Genomic DNA, 17,718 nt, shown 5'->3' with positions numbered 1-17,718 from the left:
ATCGCACAAAAACTGCCCTAAGATCACATTAAATATGATTTTGTTCATTGTGGAGTCGTGATACTATAACGCTCTTAATTAGCGTAGATAAAACTGACATAAGAAGTGTAAATGAGTGCCACAGGTTTAAATAATACTGAAAAAAAAGCAGCGTTTTCATTAGCCACTGTATTTGGGCTACGCATGCTTGGTTTGTTTATGATATTACCTGTATTTGCTATTTATGGTCAGCAACTCGCAGGTTATAGCCCTATTTGGATAGGTTTGGCGATTGGCGCTTATGGACTCACACAAGCTATGCTACAAATTCCGATGGGCATTTTGTCTGATAAATATGGCCGTAAACCCATTATATTAGCTGGTTTGGTTGTGTTTCTGATGGGAAGTGTTGTTGCGGCCATGTCTGACACGATTTATGGTGTGGTTTTTGGTCGAGCCTTACAGGGAACAGGCGCAATAGCCAGCGCTATTTTAGCATTAGCCGCTGATATTACCCGTGAAGAGCAGCGTCCTAAGGTTATGGCAACTATAGGTATGTTTATTGGTTTGTCATTTACTGCAGCTATGATTTTAGGACCAATAGTGGCGCAATCATTTGGTTTGAGTGGCTTGTTTTGGTTAACAGCAATATTAACCGTATTTGCTATGGTAATGATCCAATTTATGGTGCCTTATACTGTGAATAAAGCACCAAAAGGCGACAGTATAGCGTTACCCGATCAAATTTTAACATTAATAAAACATCCTCAACTTAGCCGTTTAAATGCAGGTATATTTATTCTTCATATGGCATTAACGGCTTGTTTTATTACTTTACCTAAACAATTTGTTGCCAGCGGTTTAGCGTTAGAGCAGCATTGGAAACTATACTTACCCGCTTTATTAGGATCATTTTTCTTAATGGTGCCTTTTATGATTTTTGCTATGAAAAAGCAAAAAGAAAAACAAATGTTTACGAGTGCTGTGCTGCTTCTTGCTTTGTCTCTATTACTGTTATGGTATTTACCTCTTGGTTTTTGGTCGTTAGTTATTTTAGTGGTGATGTTTTTCACCGCTTTTAATTACTTAGAAGCAACAATGCCCTCAATGCTTTCTCGTCTAGCGCCTGCTGGAGTGAAAGGTAGTGTGATGGGGATTTATTCAAGTAGCCAATTTTTAGGTGCTTTTGCTGGTGGTGTTTTAGGTGGCGTAATTGCTAGCAAATTTGGCGAGCAATCTATTTTCTTAGTGATGTCTATTTTGTGTTTATTATGGTGTGTTGTAACGTTAGGGATGAAGCCTCTTAAAAAATCGAAAAGCTTTAGTTTTACTACTTCGCTGCAAAGTGAAGAACAAGCCGATGAAGTTGCAGAGCACTTAATTAATATGCCGGGTGTATTAGAAGCGACTTTAGTGTATCAAGAATCGGTAGCATATTTAAAAATTGATGAAAAGCTTGCCGATATTTTAAGTATTAAAGCTTTGCTGAACCCCCAACAAAACTAAAGTTAAATAATTGAGTGAATGTAATCTATATTTTCAGTTGTTGTTAGCCCGTTAATTAATAAAGATACTTCATCATCAACTTCTTTATTAATTAACGCTTGTCCCATTGGGGAATGAGGCGTGATCACAGTAATATTATTCTCTTCAACTACACATCTAAACCCACCTGCGGCAGGCGCAATAAAAAGCCAGTTATTGTTTGTTATCGCTTTTTCTAATTGAACCAAAGAGCCTATAACAATCGTAGGTGAACTTTTTAACTCCCGAGCGTAAAATTGTTCAAATAGCGCAATAGAGTTTTTAATTTCATCTACACGTTTAGATTGCCCTTCAGCTAAATAACCCGCTTCGATCGCGACAGTATCATATTGTGTTTCAGCAATGGATTGATCATCTATTGCTGCCAAATGGGCATTGTTAGCTGCTAGTTCTGTTGTTTTTAGCTCTGTAGATAAATGTTGTAATACGTGTTGGATAATATTTTTTTTATTCATTGAGGCATTTTAGTGTTAGTTGTTTTCTTTTGTTAATTTTATCACATCATCCCTTAACTATACCCTATAACAATAGTGTTCTCTGAAAGTTTGTCCTATTGATTTGACCAGCCTTCGTGCCGCTTTGCATATTATGTGATTAATGGTTATACCTTATTATATGTAAATAAAACTTGAGTTTTACCTTAACAAGCTCTAATTTATGTCAACTGGTTGGACCATTGTGGTTTTTTGTACACTCACTTTTATATACGAAATAGCGAATTATTATGAATCAAGCTTCTCCTTATAAACATTTACTCACACCTTTAGATTTAGGTTTTACAACTTTAGCTAATAGAGTGCTAATGGGCTCCATGCATACAGGCCTTGAAGAAGAAAAAGATGGCTTTGATAAACTCGCAGCATTTTATGAAGCACGAGCTAAAGGTGGTGTTGGTTTAATTGTTACGGGAGGTATAAGTCCTAATATAAGAGGGCGGCTTGCTCCATTAGGCAGTGAGTTAAGTAAGTTTTGGCATGTAAATAAACATAAAAAAATCACATCAGCGGTACATAAATACGATACGAAAATATGTGTTCAGTTATTACATGCTGGGCGATATGCTTATCATCCATTTAGTGTTTCATCGAGTAAAGTTAAGTCAGCTATTAATCCGTTTACACCGTCGGCCATGTCAGTTCGACAAATAAAAAGCACAATTAAAGACTTTGCCCATTCAACAAAGCTTGCTCAAAAAGCGGGTTACGATGGTGTTGAAATTATGGGATCTGAAGGTTATTTAATTAACCAGTTTTCATGTATACGTGTAAATAAACGTACCGATGAATGGGGTGGCAGCATTGAAAATCGAATGCGCTTTGCTGTAGAAACAGTAAAAGCAGTTCGCGAAAAAGTAGGTAAAGAATTCATTATTATTTTCCGTTTGTCGATGCTTGATTTGGTTGAAGGCGGTAATAGCTGGGAAGATGTTGTTACTATGGCTAAAGCCATTGAAGCCGCAGGTGCTACCCTAATTAATACAGGTATTGGCTGGCACGAAGCACGTGTACCTACTATTGCCACATCTGTACCACGAGCGGCATTTACGTGGATAACTCAGCGTATGAAACAAGAGGTAACTATTCCTCTTATTACTACTAATCGAATAAACACCCCTGAAGTTGCTGAAGATGTATTAGCTAATGGTCACGCTGATATGGTGTCAATGGCGAGACCTTTCTTAGCAGATCCTGAATTTGTACAAAAAGCGGCTGCGAACCAAAGTAATCAAATTAATACCTGTATTGGTTGTAACCAAGCTTGTTTAGATCATGTTTTTAAGCAGAAAAGAGCGTCGTGTTTAGTTAATCCTGTTGCTTGTTATGAAACTGAATTACATTTTAATAAAGTGGTTAAACCTAAAAATATTGCTGTCGTGGGCGCAGGTCCAGCAGGACTCGCTTTTAGTGTATATACCGCCCAACGAGGCCATAACGTAACCTTGTTTGATAAAGCGATCGAGATTGGTGGGCAATTTAACTTTGCTAAACAAGTGCCGGGTAAAGAAGAGTTTTACGAAACGTTAAGATACTTTAACGAGCAACTTAAAAAGCATGAGGTAACCGTAAAGTTATCAACAGAAGTGAGTGCACAAGCTTTACTCGATGAAGGTTTTGATGACGTAGTACTCGCCACAGGTATTATTCCTAGAAAGCTCGATCTTAAAGGTTTCGAACACCCTAAAGTTAAAAGTTACTTGAATGTATTAAGAGACAAAGAGGTTATCGGGAATAAAGTCGCTATTATCGGTGCGGGTGGTATCGGGTTTGATGTCGCGTGTTATTTAGCGGAAGAAAAGTCGTTAACAAACGATGCTGATGCTTGGATGAAAAACTGGGGGGTTGATAAAAGCTACCAAGGAGCAGGGGCGCTACTTCCTAAAGCTGAAGCACATAAAACTGAACGTGAAATTTATCTTTTACAACGTAAGGAAACTAAGGTTGGCGCCGGCTTAGGCAAAACAACAGGTTGGATACATAGAGCCACATTACAAAAAAATAATGTACATATGATCCCAGGTGTTACCTATAAAGAAGTAAACGATAAAGGTTTGTTGATCAGCGTTAATGGTGAAGAAAAATTACTAGAAGTCGATCACGTTATTATTTGTGCAGGGCAGCAACCCGAACGAGCTTTATATCAAACCCTTGTGGATGCACAAGCAAATGTACACTTAATTGGTGGGGCTAATGTTGCAGCAGAACTTGACGCCAAAAGGGCCATTAGGCAAGCGGCAGAGTTAGCGTCATTGATATAATTGTTACTAAATTAATTTAAAGCACTGTCTTTTAGTCATTTAGAATTAAATTACGTTATAATAACTCTTACGCCGTTATTTAGTTCTAAATGTATAAGGTAGTTAATGGAATTATTGTCGTCAATTGACAACTCAAATGTAGATATTCAAGCTTTTTTCTCAGCCAAACAATACAAGCAAGCATTACTTGATTTAATTATCCGAGCTAAGCGTCGAATTTATATTACCGCCCTCTATCTACAAGATGATGAAGCCGGAAGAGAAGTGCTTCATGCGCTTTATAAAGCTAAATCGATTAATCCTAAACTAGAAGTAAAAGTATTTGTTGACTTTCATCGTGCTCAGCGTGGTTTAATTGGTGAAAAAGGCAGTTTAGGTAACCGTAGTCTATATTTAAAGCTTGCAGAACAATACACAAATACTATCGATATTTATGGTGTTCCTGTAAAAAGTAAAGAATTATTAGGTGTATTGCATTTAAAAGGCATGGTGTTTGACGATGCTGTTTTTTATACCGGTGCTAGTATTAACAATATTTATTTACATCAAGATGAAAAATACAGACTTGACCGATACTACCTAATCAATGCTAAACCTTTGGCTAATAGCTTTTGTGATTATTTAGATTTTAGCTTTATAGAATCTGACTTATGCCCATTACTTAATCGTGGTGAAATTACAACGTATAGCAAGCAAAATGTTGCTAAATTAAAATCACTTATCAAACGATCTTCTTACCGTTTATCTCAGTGTAAAACTCGCCAAAACGTAATTATTAAACCCTTAGTTGCTTGTGGCCCCTTACGAAATGGATTGAATCGAAAAATCAGAAGAATGATCCAAAAAAGTCAGTCATCTTTACTGATTTTTACTCCATACTTTAATTTACCTAAACCCCTTAAAAAAGACATTATTAATGCATTAAAAAGAGGTGTGAAAATCACCCTAGTTATTGGTGACAAAACAGCGAATGATTTTTATATTCCAGAAGAAAAAAACTTCACGACTATTGGTATCGTGCCATATTTATACGAAATGTTATTACTGAGATTTGTTAAACGCTGGCAAAAATTTATTGATGTAGATCTGCTTACCGTAAGACTATGGAAACATGAGAGTAATAGTTTTCATTTAAAGGGTATAGTATCTGACGAACGTTATCATTTACTCACAGGCAATAACTTAAACCCTAGAGCATGGTCGTTAGATTTAGAGAATGGCTTGTTTTTAGATGATGAAAATAAAACGTTAATGCTTGATCTTAAAAAAGAAACAGAACTCATTTTTGAGCATACTCAAATACTTAATCACTATAGTGAATTAGATCAAATAGCCGATTATGCAAAAAAACCTAAAAAATTAATTAAAAAAATTCGTCTGACTCAAATTCATCGCCTACTAAAGAAATTTTTGTAATTAAATATTACTTGTAAAATAAAAAATATGACGTTAACGTTAACGTCAGTTTGTTTTAAGGTAGTAGATTATGTTTAGTGAAACTTTTTCTCCAAGGTTTACCGATACTGATGCATTAGGGCATATTAACAATACTAACGTACCCATTTGGTTTGAAGGTGCTAGAGACCCTGTTTTTAAATTGTTTATTCCAGATCTAAACCCTAAAAAGTGGAACTTAATTTTAGCTAAAATTGATGTAACGTTTCATGCCCAAATGCATTATGGCAGCGAAATGGAAGTAAAAACGTATATTGGCCGTATAGGAAGCTCTTCTTTTAATATTTACCAAGAGCTGTGGCAAAACGGTGCAAAATGCGCGTCAGGCACCGCAGTAATGGTGCATTTTTGTTACACAAAGCAAAAAACTCAACCGATCCCTGAAAACATTATTCAAGAAATGAAGCCTCATATATATGCAGAAAATAATGTTTAAAGTTTTGTACAAAAACTATTAATTATTTGATTATTTGTATTCATTAAAATTACCAATTATTTTTAGTTATTTACTAACTATAACAAGTGGTTAGTAAAGTATATACTTTATAATTGACAAGTTGTACTTGGCGTAAAATAGCTAAAATAAATAATAAAACGGGTATTAAGTAAAAAATAATCTTTAAAATATCAGCAATAATTTATATTCGTGGTAAAATCATTTCCCATTTTTAAACACGGGTGATTCCTCAAACTATAACGTTAAATAGGAGGTCATCAGTGACAATTATTACTGCAGATTATAGGATTTACACATGGCCAGTCGCGGAGTTAACAAAGTTATTATTCTTGGAAATTTAGGCCAAGATCCTGAAGTTCGTTTTTTACCTAACGGTAGTGCTGTTGCTAACATAACAATAGCAACATCTGAAAGCTGGAAAGATAAGCAAACAGGCGAACCAAAAGAAAAAACTGAATGGCATAGTGTATCTCTATTTGGAAAGTTAGCTGAAGTTGCTGGCGAATACCTGAAAAAAGGTTCTAAGGTTTATATTGAAGGTCAATTACAAACGCGTAAATGGCAAAACCAACAAGGCCAAGATCAGTATAAAACTGAAGTTGTTGTACAAGGTTTTAACGGCGTAATGCAAATGTTAGATTCGCGTGGCCAAGGTGGCGGAGCTTCTCAAGGCGGTTTCCAACAACAAGCGCCAGCAGCACCGCAAGGTGGTTTCCAGCAACAACAAGCACCAGCTGCATCACAAGGTGGTTATCAGCAACAACAAGCACCAGCTGCGCCACAAGGTGGTTTCCAGCAACAACAAGCACCAGCTGCTCCACAAGGTGGTTACCAGCAGCAACAAGCACCAGCTGCTCCACAAGGTGGGTTTCAGCAACAACAGCCAGCACATCAAGGTGGCTTTCAGCAGCAAAATCATCAGTCAGCACCTAAGGTAAACCCTCAAGAGCCGACGATTGATTTTGATGATGATATACCGTTTTAGGAATATTTATAGAATGTAAAGAAAAGGTGAGCTAATGCTCACCTTTTTTAAAACAATATGTTGATGTAAGTCGTTTAAGCGTTTTTAAGGCAGTCTAACATTCTAACAATCGCAACCATACCAGGATCATCCATCCCAATAGTGCGCTCACCGAAGATACGTGCACGACCAATTTTATTGATCTTACCATTAAATTCAGCTAATGCTTCATTAGCAGCTTGAATACCTGTATCTAGCATCGCATCATTCGTTTGCGCTTTGTCCATTGATACAATCATCGCGCTGATAGAATACAATACCATTTTATCGCCTAAACTAGCGCCACCACGGCTCATCATTGCATCGAGTGCTGCCTGTAGTAATTTAGGAACCTCTGTTACCTTAATCGATTCTTGACCTTTAATTAATTTACCTGCAGCTATCATTGATGTGGCCATTAAGGTACCAAAGCTTGAACCAAGTACTTTTTGGATTTTAGTATAATTATTGGGTTTTCTGTTTATGAATTTTTTAATTCTTCCAGTAAATCATGAATCTCAGCTTTTAATTCTTTATCTACAATTTTATTACAACTAATTTTTGCTTTTTCTAAATGTTCTATAGCGCCTGTTTTGTCACCCAATTCTATTTTTAAAGTGGCAATTGAAAAGCTGATCGATGATCGAAAATCTTTAGAATTAATCGCTTCAGCTTTTAATAAGGCGCGTTCATAAATAGTAACTGCCAGCGCTAAATCGTCAGTAAAATCGCCGAGGGTTTCCCATTGTACAGGGTGATCTTTATCAGTATTGTCGTGTTCTTCGCATAGTTGTTTTAATTCTAAATAATGGCCATCAAATTTTGTTTGGTTTTCTTCTTGGGCAGCCGCTAATAAATCATCGGTGAGTGAGAGCACTCTTTTATATATTTTAGTATTCATGGTTGTGGCCTTAGTAATTATAGTTAACGAAGAATTAAGTGATTAGTTATTATAGATGTTTTATCCAAGGTAAATAGAAACTTATTGATATTAGCGCATAACAATAATAAAACTATTGTGACTTAGGTGTCTTTAGAAGGTAGTTTTTATTATTCTACTTGGTATTAGTAAATAAGCGAATGAATAAACTTTTATGAAATTTAAAATTTATCAAGTTGATGCTTTTGCATCGAATGTTTTTGAAGGCAATCCTGCGGCTGTTTGCCCGTTAACTGAATGGCTAGATGACGAGCTACTACAAAAAATAGCGGAAGAGAACAATTTATCTGAAACGGCTTTTTTTGTCATGTCAGAACAATCAATTCACCTACGTTGGTTTACGCCAATGGAAGAGGTTGATTTATGTGGCCATGCGACTTTATCTACAGCGTATGTGCTTTATGAGTATTTGGGGTTTATCAAACCAGAAGTAACTTTTATTACGAAAAGTGGCGAGTTAGTGGTCAGTAAAAATGCTCAGGGCTTTAGTATGAATTTTCCCGCCTCAATGCCTCAAACAGTAAAGGCTCCATCAGCATTATTAAAAGGTTTAGGCGTTAATATTTTACCTAAACAGGTTATGGCCGCTTTTGATTATATTGTTGTGTTAAACAATGAAGAAGAGGTACGCAAACTTACCCCTGATTTTTCAAAATGGTTAGATCTGGATCTACGAGGTGTGGTTGTAACAGCAGCTGGAAATAATACAGATTTTGTTAGCCGTAGCTTTTTTCCAAAATTAAGAGTGAATGAAGATCCCGTTACAGGTTCAGCTCATTGCGAGCTTGCTCCATATTGGGAGAAAGAATTAGCAAAGTCTAAACTCACAGGCGCACAAGTTTCAAAAAGAGGTGGAACTGTATTATGTGAAGTTAAAGCTGAACGCGTGGTTTTAACTGGAACCGCTGTAGGCTACATGGTTGGCGAAATTTTTGTTTAATATCGAGTGAGTTAATCATTATTTATATAAATAATGATTAACCCTTAGAGTGAAAGCTATTAGTTCACTTAATCGCTTAATAGATATATTGCGCTAATCCTATCGTTACTACATATCCAAAAGCGTAAGCTAAAAATAAAGCGGGGATATATTTAGAGTATGACAAAAAGGTAATTTCTTTCATTTTACTCATGGCGATAATACCTGCTGCAGAACCAATAACTAGCAATGAGCCACCTACTCCTACCGCATAAGTTAGGCCTAACCATTCAGGTGTTGTTAACGTCGGTTCTGCTTTTAATAACGCGGCAGTTAAAGGTACATTATCAAGTAAAGCAGAACCAATACCGGCTAAAAAGCTTGAAACATTAGGATCAAATTTGCTGTAAATTTCAGTAATTAATTCTAAAACACCAATTTCTTTCAACATACCAACAATTAATAAAATACCTAAAAAGAACAATAAAGTGTCGTATTCTATTTTACGTACGTAATCTAATATTTCTGTTTCTTCAGTATCGGTTCTGTATGTTCTTCCTACTAAAAACATAATAGAAAGCCCTCCCATAAAGGTTAAAACAGGTGGTATTTTAAAGAATATATTCAGTACCATGGTTAATACAATGGTACTAAAAAAGATAGCAGCAATCATAATGTCAACTCGCTCATAGCTTCGTTCACAAGGCTCTATGGAGGCTTGACCTTTAGTTCCAAAAGAAAGAATAATCGTTAAAAAGAAAACACTCGCTACTGCAGGAACAAGCAATATAAGTAATTCAGAAATTTGTAAGTGACCATCTAAAAATATCATCAAGGTAGTAACATCACCAGTGATTAACGAAACACCACCTGAGTTCACAGCGAAAATAGTTAACACAGCCATTTTAAGTTTGGTTTTTTTATCTAAATCGAAAGACTGTAATAAGGTTAGGGTAACTAAGGTTGCGGTTACATTGTCGCAAATTGCTGACAAAACTAATGAGAACAGGGCAACCAATAGCATTAACCTACGTTTAGATAACTTAGCTGGAAATAGCTTTTGCACCGCTGTTTGTATTACGCCTTTTGCATTTAAATATGCAACAAAGGTCATTGTAGACATTAAGAATAACCATAATACCGCTATTTCTAATAGATTTTCTTCGAGTTGATGGTTAAGTAGTGAATGTTCTCCAGGTTGTGCATTGATGAATAATGCTATCCATGAAATACATCCAAAAAACAATGTTGTTTTAGCTTTGTTTATGTGTGTTATTTCTTCAAAAACAATACTTAATAAAGCAAGGATAGCGAAAGAAATAAGAAGATATTCAACCATTTTAATTAACTCTAAGTAGATGCGTTTTATAAGAAAAAATAGTCCTAAATAGTGAGGTCTATTTTTGGTAGCGCGATTAGAGCATATATTCTAAAGTTATGCGAAATAATTAGAATGTATTTTAAATATTTTTAAGGAATATAGGGATGTTGTTATATGAGAGATAAAAAATAAAATGCCCTTAGGTGATTTACAAACACTTAAGGGCATTATAGTTATTTTATAAATAGCATCGGTTTTGCTGAAAACTATTTAAAATTAATAGTATGTATCTTCTCGATTATGAGCTTGGGGATCGTCAATTAACTCTTCAAAATCAACTTCAAAATTTTTATTATTATTTGTATCGGCCATGTAAATTCTGCGTGTTGAACCATCAATCCAAGTAACCGTACCGCTACCTTTCTTGCTCCCGCATTTCATTCCAATATGAATATCGTTAAATTGCATTGTCTCTCCTTAACCTTAATTATCATTAATTGCTAAAGGTACACATTTAGATTGTGAGTAATAATAATAGTTCAATCTAGCCGCAATGTGCGTTTGTTTTTCGAACAGGGACAGATCATTATAGAGAGAAAAATTTTTATATCTAGCTTTTTTAAGGTTGATATTTAACACCCAAAATGGCTTCTTTTCTAGCCCCTGTTACAGCTGGAATGTTGCCTGTAATTTTTTTATCAAAAGCATAAGCAAACCAAGCAAAAGCAGAAGCTTCTAATGCATCACTGTTTATATTAATGGTGTCGCTACTGGCAACGTTAAAATTGCTAAGTCTTTGTTTTATAATATTAAATAGGTATGTGTTTAGGGTGCCGCCGCCGCATAAGTATACGTTAGCTTTCGTACTTAATAATTGTACTTGATCGGTTATAGTTTGTGCAGTTAATGCCGTTAATGTAGCTTGAATATCTTCAGCTAGTAGCTGCTTTCTTTGTGTTGAATTTGATGCGGAACTTTGTAAAAACTGATCGATATTTGTATTAACCCAGTCCATATTAAAATACTCTCTGCCTGTACTTTTGGGGGCAGACAATGTGAGATAATCGTCCTTTAGAAAGTGATTTAAAAGCGCGGTATTAACGTTACCTGATTGTGCCCATTCGCCATTATTGTCGAACCTTCCTTGTTTGTGAGTTTTATACCAATCGTCGATTAACGCATTTCCAGGGCCCGTATCAAAGCCGAGTATAGATTTGCTTTTATCTACCGGGAGAAAGGTCACATTAGCAATACCACCAATGTTTATAACAAAAACATCTTGTGGCTCGTTAGGAAACAAGGCTTTATGAAAAGCTGGAACGAGAGGCGCTCCTTGACCACCTAACACCATGTCTTTGGTTCTAAAGTCACCAATAACTTTTATGCCTGTTAATGTAGCTAAGGTTTGGTTACAACCTATTTGTAATGTAAAAGGAGCGGCTATTTCTGAGGTGATACTTGGTCTGTGCCTGATGGTTTGCCCATGGTTACCAATAGCGGCAATTGTGTTTATATCTATATTTTCTTGTGAAACAAACTGGTTGATAGCTTGTGCAAACTGTTTGGCTAACAACACATCTAAAGTAAAAGCTTTATCTATTTCATTACCATTAGGTTGATAAAGCTCAGTAATTTTTTGGTAGGTTGTTTCGTTATACGCTTGGTAATAGCTTGCAATAAGATCAGGCTTTCCTGTAGAAAAGTCAACTAAAGCTAAATCTATACCGTCAGCACTTGTACCAGACATAATACCAATATATAGCTGACTTTGGTTTACAGTCATTACGATTTAGAATCAGCTTTTTGCATCGTTAACATGGCTTGGCGAGAACCATCAAGTTCAGCCATACGTCGTGCAGCTAAAGCAGTAAATTCTGCTTTATATTTTTTATCTAATGGATTGGCATTCGGTAATTTTACTGTTCTAGGGTTACGGTGTACGCCATTAAGTAAAAATTCGTAATGTAAATGGGGAGCCTGAGACATACCCGTTGATCCCACATATCCAATAACTTGTCCTTGCTTAACGCGTTGCCCTGCTTTAACTGCGCGTTTTGAAAAATGTAGGTACTTAGTCACAATACCGTTACCGTGTTGAATAAATACATAGTTACCATTGTATTTATTATAAGTTGAATGGGTTACTTTTCCGTTACCAGCAGCAACAACAGGTGTACCTGTTTTTGCTCGATAGTCTGTACCGTTATGTGGTTTTACTCTTTTTTGAATAGGGTGGAAGCGTTTAGGGTTAAAGTTAGAACTTATGTATCTGAAATTAACTGGCGCGCGTAAAAAAGCCTTACGCATACTTTTACCTGTAGCAGAGTAATATTCGCCATCGCTAAAGCGTATTGCTTGAAAAGGCTCATCTTGGTTAATAAATTCAGCGGCTAATATTTTACCAGCACCAATAAATTCGCCATCCACATATTTATTTTCATACACTACGTGAAAACTGTCACCCGATCTTATATCTAAAGCAAAATCGATATCCCAACCAAAAATATTTGCTAGGTTTATGATTTGTGCATCGTCTAAACCAGCAGCAATACCTGCACTCCAAAAATTAGATTTGATAATGCCGTGCGCTGTCGTTTCTCTAATTTCAACGGTTTTTGTTTCAATATGAGATTGATATTGTTCGTCTATCCAATTAACAAATAGGGTATCTGTTTTAGTCAGCGGGTAAGTAAGGGCAACAAGTTTACCTGTATCGTCTTTCGCAATATGGAGTATGTCGCCTATATTTAATCTTTTAAGTAATTTTGTATCTTTACCTTCAGCAATACTCAGCTCATAGGTTGTACGTGCGCTATAGCCTAAACGTTTAAGAATTTTAGCTAAAGAGTCACCACTTTTTACTTTAGCGGTATCCCATGTATAAGTTTCGCTAGCATCTTCAATAAGCGTTTCAGGTTCTTGGTTATTAATAGGTTCATCTGTTTTGGTTGAATCGAGAGAATCGTCATTTGAATCAACAATTGTTTCATTTAATACAGGCACGCCTGATTCGGGCACAGTTAATTGATATCTTTTACCTATTTCTAATGCGGTTTCCTGAGATTGACGACCGGCTTTAGCCTTTTCTGAAGGCAAAATTAGCAATACCATGAATATAGCAGTACATACGCTAATTATAATTTGATGTTTTTTAGGCAACTCTAAAAAGTAATTCTTTATGATATTCAATGGTTTAACTTCTATTGTATAGGTTTTATGTTTTGGCGAACTACTAACTATAACAAAAAAAAGCAAATACAACAGCTATAGGGTTTTATCCTAAGCAAAAAGTGCAGTAGAATTCGCCTATAAAATCTTACAAATTATCCCAATTGGAGCCATTAATGACTGATGTCAGCCAAGCGTTTGCCGAAATTAAACGCGGTGCAGAAGAAATCTTGCTAGAAGATGAATTACTTGCAAAATTAAAGAAAGGTAAACCTTTAAAAATTAAAGCGGGTTTTGATCCTACAGCACCAGATTTGCATTTAGGCCATACGGTTCTTATTAATAAGTTGCGTCAATTTCAACAGCTTGGACACGAAGTTATTTTTTTAATAGGTGACTTTACTGGCATGATTGGCGACCCAACGGGTAAAAATGTTACTCGTAAGCCGTTAACGAAAGAAGATGTGTTATCAAACGCTGAAACGTATAAAGAGCAAGTGTTTAAAATTTTAGACCCTGCTAAAACGACCGTAGCTTTTAACTCTACGTGGATGGATAAGTTAGGTGCGGCTGGTATGTTAAAGCTGGCTTCTCGTCAAACTGTTGCTCGCATGATGGAACGTGACGATTTTAAAAAGCGTTATGCTGGCGGCCAAGCAATAGCTATACATGAATTTATGTATCCGTTAGTACAAGGTTGGGATTCTGTTGCTTTAGAATCTGACGTGGAATTAGGCGGTACTGATCAAAAATTCAATTTATTAATGGGTCGTGAATTACAAAAGTCTGAAGGGCAACGTCCGCAAACTGTATTAATGATGCCGTTATTAGAAGGTTTAGACGGCGTTCAAAAAATGTCTAAATCATTAAATAACTATATTGGTATTACAGACAGCCCTACAGAAATGTTTGGTAAAGTTATGTCTATTTCTGATGTACTCATGTGGCGTTACTTTGATTTATTAAGCTTTAGGCCAATAGCTGAAATTGAAGCGTTTAAAACCGATATTGAAAACGGTACTAACCCTCGCGATATTAAAATTACGTTAGCGAAAGAATTAATCACTCGTTTTCATGATGAGAGTGCAGCAGAAGCCGCTCATCAAGAGTTTATTAATCGTTTCCAAAAAGGTGCAATGCCAGATGAAATTCCTGAAGTAGACGTAACGGCTGAAGATGGAAGTATTGCTATCGCTAATTTATTTAAAGACGCTGGGTTAGCAGCAAGTACGTCTGAAGCGATGCGTATGATCAAACAAGGCGCAGCAAAAATTGACGGTGAAAAAATTGTAGATAACAAACTTGCCGTTGAAGTAGGCACGTGTGCTGTGTTTCAAATAGGTAAGCGTAAGTTTGCAAAAGTTACGGTAAAATAAGCTCTATTTTACCGTTTAGCTGTAAGTAACTTATCCACTAAAGCCAGTAATTTTACTGGCTTTTTTGTGTCTGATTATAACGATATTGCTTAAAATTTTTCTTCACCCGTATAAAAAATCATATTATGAAAAGTGGTTTTTTTATCCGAAAGGTTACGATAGCCATGTTCTACATCAGCATTAAACTTAACAAACTCACCTTGTTTTAAATGATGCCATTGGTTGTTAATGCAATATTCCATTTCACCTTCAATGACGATGAGATGCTCTATTACACCTGTATTATGCGGTACCGACATATGTTGATGTAAGGGTTCTAATGTAAGTAAAAAAATTTCACTTTTGGTTTTAGGATCAAACGGAAACAAGGTTGCAATAGCGATACTTTGTTCGGTAATAAGCTTTTCAGGCAGGGTATTGTTTGTGGCTAATTCACCGAAAAAATAAGTCAGTGGTAACTCAAAACCATTTGCTATTTCCCACAATTTACTTACCGTTGGGCTAGACTCTCCGCGTTCTATTTGTCCTAGCATTGCCTTTGATACACCTGTATGTTTACTGGTAGTGTCTAGGCTCCAACTTTTGTTACTTCGTGCAGACTTTAATTGAAGACCGATAATGTTATGTGGAAGGCTGATCTTAATTCTCCTTGTGCGCTATTGCGCACAATGTTATAAACAATACATAAAGATATTATTATGGGAGGCAGCACTTTGTTAGTCAATCGAGTATTAAATTCTGTTATTGCAGGGTTTGTTGCTGTACTTATTGGTTTTGCGAGCACTATTGCTCTCATTTACCAAACGGTTATTAATTTGGGTGGTGATGCTAACCTTGCTGCGAGTTGGCTGCTGGTGTTGGGGCTTTCATTGGGTATCACTTCAATAGGGTTATCCTTTTTTTACCGTATTCCTATTCTTATTGCTTGGTCAACTCCAGGGGCTGCATTACTCATTAGTAATGCCCAAGGTGTTAGTATTAATGAGGCTATAGCTGGCTTTATGTTTTCAGCGGTACTTATTTTACTTTGCGGTGTTACCGGTTGGTTTGAAAAGTTAATGAATAAAATTCCTTTTCAACTCGCAACGGCTATGCTGGCTGGCGTGCTAGTTAACTTTGGTATTGGTGTGTTTAATCATATGAACGAAGCGCCTTTTCTTATTTTTTCTATGTTTATGGTATACCTTGTTAGTAAACGCTTTTTTCCAAAATATTCAATGATATTTGTTTTAGCGGTAGGTGTATTGGTTGCGTGGCAAACAGGGTTAATATTGCCAAGTCATACACAATTTACAGTAGCTGAATTTTCTTATACTGCTCCTCAATTATCTATGGAAGGCATACTAAGTGTGGGTATTCCTTTATTTATTGTTACCATGGCTGCACAAAATTTACCGGGTATTGCCGTGTTAAAAGCGCACGGTTATAAAGCACCAGTTTCAGCAACACTAACGGTAACGGGAGCGACTAATTTAGTCACTGCACCTTTTGGTGGTTATGCGTTAAATTTAGCGGCGATAACTGCGGCTATTTGTATGACCGAAGAAATAGATAAAGATCCGCAAAAGCGTTATTGGGCAGCTATGGCTGGCGGTGTTTTTCATATTTTGATGGGGATTTTTTCAGGATATTTAATTGGTGTTTTTTCTACATTTCCTTCGTCATTAATTTTTGCTTTAGCAGGAATTGCATTATTTACCACCATATCGAATAGTATTCAGCAATCTCTATCTGACACTAAGTATGTTGAAGCGTCTATGATCACCTTCCTTGTTACCGCGTCAGATCTCATGATGTTAGGTATTAGCTCTGTATTGTGGGGACTCATTGCAGGAATACTTACCTTGTTTATTATGAGAGAGCGACAATAAAATGTGTGTCATCTAAAGTGGCTAATACTGTCTTCTTAGCATTTTATTATTTACGACTTTTATAAACTAGCCATGATCCGCTCAAACGTATTATAACTAACACTTTTAAGTGGCATCGGTATATACCTGTATATACTTTTTAAACAAATAAGAGCAATCATCAATCGTTAAATTTAAAGCGAAGTATTTGAGTAACGTTTTTTGCAAAAGAGACGGGCTTGTTATTTTAACCTCTACTTTTTCACTTTTTGTAATATGAAAAAATAGGCCGTTACGTAATGAATGGATGTCTTTTTCAAGTTTGTTACACACCACTAAGTTATTCACAAATACTGCTTCAGGGTATTGGTATGAATAGAAGTTGCTTACTTTACAATCTGCCTCGGTATATTCATTTAAGTTAAAACAGTAAAGGGTGGAAAATCCCTCTTCTTTTTCTATTTCAAAGCTATATTCGTTAGTTTTAGCTTGTTGAACACGGTAATGATAAAAACCTTGAGATTGCACTTCATCTAACGACAGTTTGATAGGATAAGTCGAGCCAAAAGGACCAAAACCGGCATCTACAATATAGTGTTCACCTTTTAGGTTAACTAAGGTTATACGATGAGTTCTTGGTGCTTCTTGTTCCACGTCACTTACAACTTTTGCTAATAATAGACGTACGTTGTAACCGAGATCTTGCAGCGTGTCATACACCAGTTTGTTGTGTTCAAAACAGTAACCACCTCGGCCTTCAGTGACTATTTTGTTAAAGACACTCTTGCTGTCTATTTTTATGTTTTGGCCTAACAATACCGCGAGATTATTAAAGCTATATTTAGCGACATGAGCGCTTTGTAGTTTATTTAAAAAGTTGAGATCGGGTTTATCAAAAGTTAGCTCTAATTCTTCGAGGTAAGTTTTGGTGTTTTTATTAAATGACATGA

Annotated in this window: 17 protein-coding genes; 8 read left to right on the top strand and 9 right to left on the bottom strand. The window is 36.0% G+C overall.

Annotated elements, in window-relative coordinates:
- Positions 1 to 111: 111 nt before the first annotated feature.
- Positions 112 to 1,485 carry an MFS transporter gene (locus tag AC0L5Q_RS12125; RefSeq protein WP_473608565.1) on the top strand — a complete coding sequence of 458 codons (1,374 nt, stop codon included), beginning with the start codon at positions 112 to 114 and terminating at the stop codon, positions 1,483 to 1,485.
- A gap of 2 nt (positions 1,486 to 1,487) precedes the next feature.
- Here the strand turns inward: AC0L5Q_RS12125 and AC0L5Q_RS12120 are convergent, their stop codons facing one another.
- Positions 1,488 to 1,979: a hypothetical protein gene (locus AC0L5Q_RS12120; protein WP_473608561.1), complete on the bottom strand. Its 492-nt coding sequence runs from the start codon at positions 1,977 to 1,979 to the stop codon at positions 1,488 to 1,490.
- Between the two features lie 269 nt (positions 1,980 to 2,248).
- Here AC0L5Q_RS12120 and AC0L5Q_RS12115 point away from each other — a divergent pair, with 269 nt between their 5' ends.
- From AC0L5Q_RS12115 to ssb, 4 genes are all read left to right on the top strand, one after another.
- Positions 2,249 to 4,279 (top strand): oxidoreductase, encoded by a 2,031-nt coding sequence (locus AC0L5Q_RS12115; RefSeq protein ID WP_473608557.1) that lies wholly within the window; start codon positions 2,249 to 2,251, stop codon positions 4,277 to 4,279.
- Between the two features lie 105 nt (positions 4,280 to 4,384).
- Positions 4,385 to 5,695, top strand: a complete 1,311-nt coding sequence (gene pssA / locus AC0L5Q_RS12110; protein WP_473608553.1) for a CDP-diacylglycerol--serine O-phosphatidyltransferase — start codon at positions 4,385 to 4,387, stop codon at positions 5,693 to 5,695.
- Positions 5,696 to 5,765: 70 nt separating this feature from the next.
- The gene (locus AC0L5Q_RS12105) at positions 5,766 to 6,170 is read left to right on the top strand and encodes an acyl-CoA thioesterase (protein ID WP_473608549.1); all 405 of its coding nucleotides are present in this window, start codon (positions 5,766 to 5,768) and stop codon (positions 6,168 to 6,170) included.
- 316 nt (positions 6,171 to 6,486) lie between these two features.
- Positions 6,487 to 7,176: a single-stranded DNA-binding protein gene (gene ssb / locus AC0L5Q_RS12100; RefSeq protein WP_473608545.1), complete on the top strand. Its 690-nt coding sequence runs from the start codon at positions 6,487 to 6,489 to the stop codon at positions 7,174 to 7,176.
- Positions 7,177 to 7,250: 74 nt separating this feature from the next.
- On the opposite strand, the gene AC0L5Q_RS12095 is transcribed toward ssb, so the two are convergent.
- The gene (locus tag AC0L5Q_RS12095) at positions 7,251 to 7,649 is read right to left on the bottom strand and encodes a DAK2 domain-containing protein (protein WP_473618298.1); all 399 of its coding nucleotides are present in this window, start codon (positions 7,647 to 7,649) and stop codon (positions 7,251 to 7,253) included.
- A gap of 26 nt (positions 7,650 to 7,675) precedes the next feature.
- Positions 7,676 to 8,095, bottom strand: a complete 420-nt coding sequence (locus tag AC0L5Q_RS12090) for a tetratricopeptide repeat protein (protein WP_473608542.1) — start codon at positions 8,093 to 8,095, stop codon at positions 7,676 to 7,678.
- A gap of 193 nt (positions 8,096 to 8,288) precedes the next feature.
- Here AC0L5Q_RS12090 and AC0L5Q_RS12085 point away from each other — a divergent pair, with 193 nt between their 5' ends.
- Entirely contained in the window at positions 8,289 to 9,074 is a 786-nt protein-coding gene (locus AC0L5Q_RS12085) for a PhzF family phenazine biosynthesis protein (RefSeq protein ID WP_473608538.1), read from the top strand.
- Between the two features lie 76 nt (positions 9,075 to 9,150).
- Here AC0L5Q_RS12085 and nhaD read toward each other — a convergent pair whose 3' ends face one another.
- The 4 genes from nhaD to AC0L5Q_RS12065 form a co-directional block, all read right to left on the bottom strand.
- Positions 9,151 to 10,392 (bottom strand): sodium:proton antiporter NhaD, encoded by a 1,242-nt coding sequence (gene nhaD / locus AC0L5Q_RS12080; RefSeq protein WP_473608534.1) that lies wholly within the window; start codon positions 10,390 to 10,392, stop codon positions 9,151 to 9,153.
- Between the two features lie 258 nt (positions 10,393 to 10,650).
- On the bottom strand, positions 10,651 to 10,842 hold the full coding sequence (locus AC0L5Q_RS12075) for a hypothetical protein (RefSeq protein ID WP_473608531.1): 192 nt from the start codon (positions 10,840 to 10,842) through the stop codon (positions 10,651 to 10,653).
- A 151-nt stretch (positions 10,843 to 10,993) separates the two neighbouring features.
- Complete coding sequence (locus AC0L5Q_RS12070; protein ID WP_473608527.1) at positions 10,994 to 12,157, bottom strand: anhydro-N-acetylmuramic acid kinase; 1,164 nt, start codon at positions 12,155 to 12,157, stop codon at positions 10,994 to 10,996.
- Positions 12,157 to 13,533, bottom strand: a complete 1,377-nt coding sequence (locus tag AC0L5Q_RS12065) for a peptidoglycan DD-metalloendopeptidase family protein (RefSeq protein ID WP_473618297.1) — start codon at positions 13,531 to 13,533, stop codon at positions 12,157 to 12,159. The genes AC0L5Q_RS12070 and AC0L5Q_RS12065 overlap by 1 nt, the downstream gene beginning before the upstream one ends.
- 185 nt (positions 13,534 to 13,718) lie before the next feature.
- Between AC0L5Q_RS12065 and tyrS the strand changes: the two genes are divergently transcribed.
- The gene (tyrS, locus tag AC0L5Q_RS12060) at positions 13,719 to 14,918 is read left to right on the top strand and encodes a tyrosine--tRNA ligase (protein ID WP_473608524.1); all 1,200 of its coding nucleotides are present in this window, start codon (positions 13,719 to 13,721) and stop codon (positions 14,916 to 14,918) included.
- An 89-nt stretch (positions 14,919 to 15,007) separates the two neighbouring features.
- Here tyrS and AC0L5Q_RS12055 read toward each other — a convergent pair whose 3' ends face one another.
- Positions 15,008 to 15,535: a helix-turn-helix domain-containing protein gene (locus AC0L5Q_RS12055; RefSeq protein WP_473618296.1), complete on the bottom strand. Its 528-nt coding sequence runs from the start codon at positions 15,533 to 15,535 to the stop codon at positions 15,008 to 15,010.
- Between the two features lie 96 nt (positions 15,536 to 15,631).
- On the opposite strand from AC0L5Q_RS12055, the gene AC0L5Q_RS12050 reads away from it, so the two are divergent.
- On the top strand, positions 15,632 to 16,789 hold the full coding sequence (locus tag AC0L5Q_RS12050; RefSeq protein WP_473608522.1) for a benzoate/H(+) symporter BenE family transporter: 1,158 nt from the start codon (positions 15,632 to 15,634) through the stop codon (positions 16,787 to 16,789).
- Between the two features lie 105 nt (positions 16,790 to 16,894).
- On the opposite strand, the gene AC0L5Q_RS12045 is transcribed toward AC0L5Q_RS12050, so the two are convergent.
- The gene (locus tag AC0L5Q_RS12045) at positions 16,895 to 17,716 is read right to left on the bottom strand and encodes an arylamine N-acetyltransferase family protein (protein WP_473608517.1); all 822 of its coding nucleotides are present in this window, start codon (positions 17,714 to 17,716) and stop codon (positions 16,895 to 16,897) included.
- Positions 17,717 to 17,718 lie beyond the last annotated feature (2 nt).

The organism is Pseudocolwellia sp. G5-9 (assembly GCF_055808995.1).
The sequence above is the reverse complement of the archived record's forward strand: the minus strand, read 5'-3'. Positions and strand labels throughout refer to the sequence as shown.

Coding starts and splice junctions, on each gene's coding strand:
- AC0L5Q_RS12125 (WP_473608565.1), top strand. CDS start 112: ATGAGTGCCACAGGTTTAAATAATACTGAAAAAAAAGCAGCGTTTTCA.
- AC0L5Q_RS12120 (WP_473608561.1), bottom strand. CDS start 1,979: ATGAATAAAAAAAATATTATCCAACACGTATTACAACATTTATCTACA.
- AC0L5Q_RS12115 (WP_473608557.1), top strand. CDS start 2,249: ATGAATCAAGCTTCTCCTTATAAACATTTACTCACACCTTTAGATTTA.
- pssA (WP_473608553.1), top strand. CDS start 4,385: ATGGAATTATTGTCGTCAATTGACAACTCAAATGTAGATATTCAAGCT.
- AC0L5Q_RS12105 (WP_473608549.1), top strand. CDS start 5,766: ATGTTTAGTGAAACTTTTTCTCCAAGGTTTACCGATACTGATGCATTA.
- ssb (WP_473608545.1), top strand. CDS start 6,487: ATGGCCAGTCGCGGAGTTAACAAAGTTATTATTCTTGGAAATTTAGGC.
- AC0L5Q_RS12090 (WP_473608542.1), bottom strand. CDS start 8,095: ATGAATACTAAAATATATAAAAGAGTGCTCTCACTCACCGATGATTTA.
- AC0L5Q_RS12085 (WP_473608538.1), top strand. CDS start 8,289: ATGAAATTTAAAATTTATCAAGTTGATGCTTTTGCATCGAATGTTTTT.
- nhaD (WP_473608534.1), bottom strand. CDS start 10,392: ATGGTTGAATATCTTCTTATTTCTTTCGCTATCCTTGCTTTATTAAGT.
- AC0L5Q_RS12075 (WP_473608531.1), bottom strand. CDS start 10,842: ATGCAATTTAACGATATTCATATTGGAATGAAATGCGGGAGCAAGAAA.
- AC0L5Q_RS12070 (WP_473608527.1), bottom strand. CDS start 12,157: ATGACTGTAAACCAAAGTCAGCTATATATTGGTATTATGTCTGGTACA.
- tyrS (WP_473608524.1), top strand. CDS start 13,719: ATGACTGATGTCAGCCAAGCGTTTGCCGAAATTAAACGCGGTGCAGAA.
- AC0L5Q_RS12045 (WP_473608517.1), bottom strand. CDS start 17,716: ATGTCATTTAATAAAAACACCAAAACTTACCTCGAAGAATTAGAGCTA.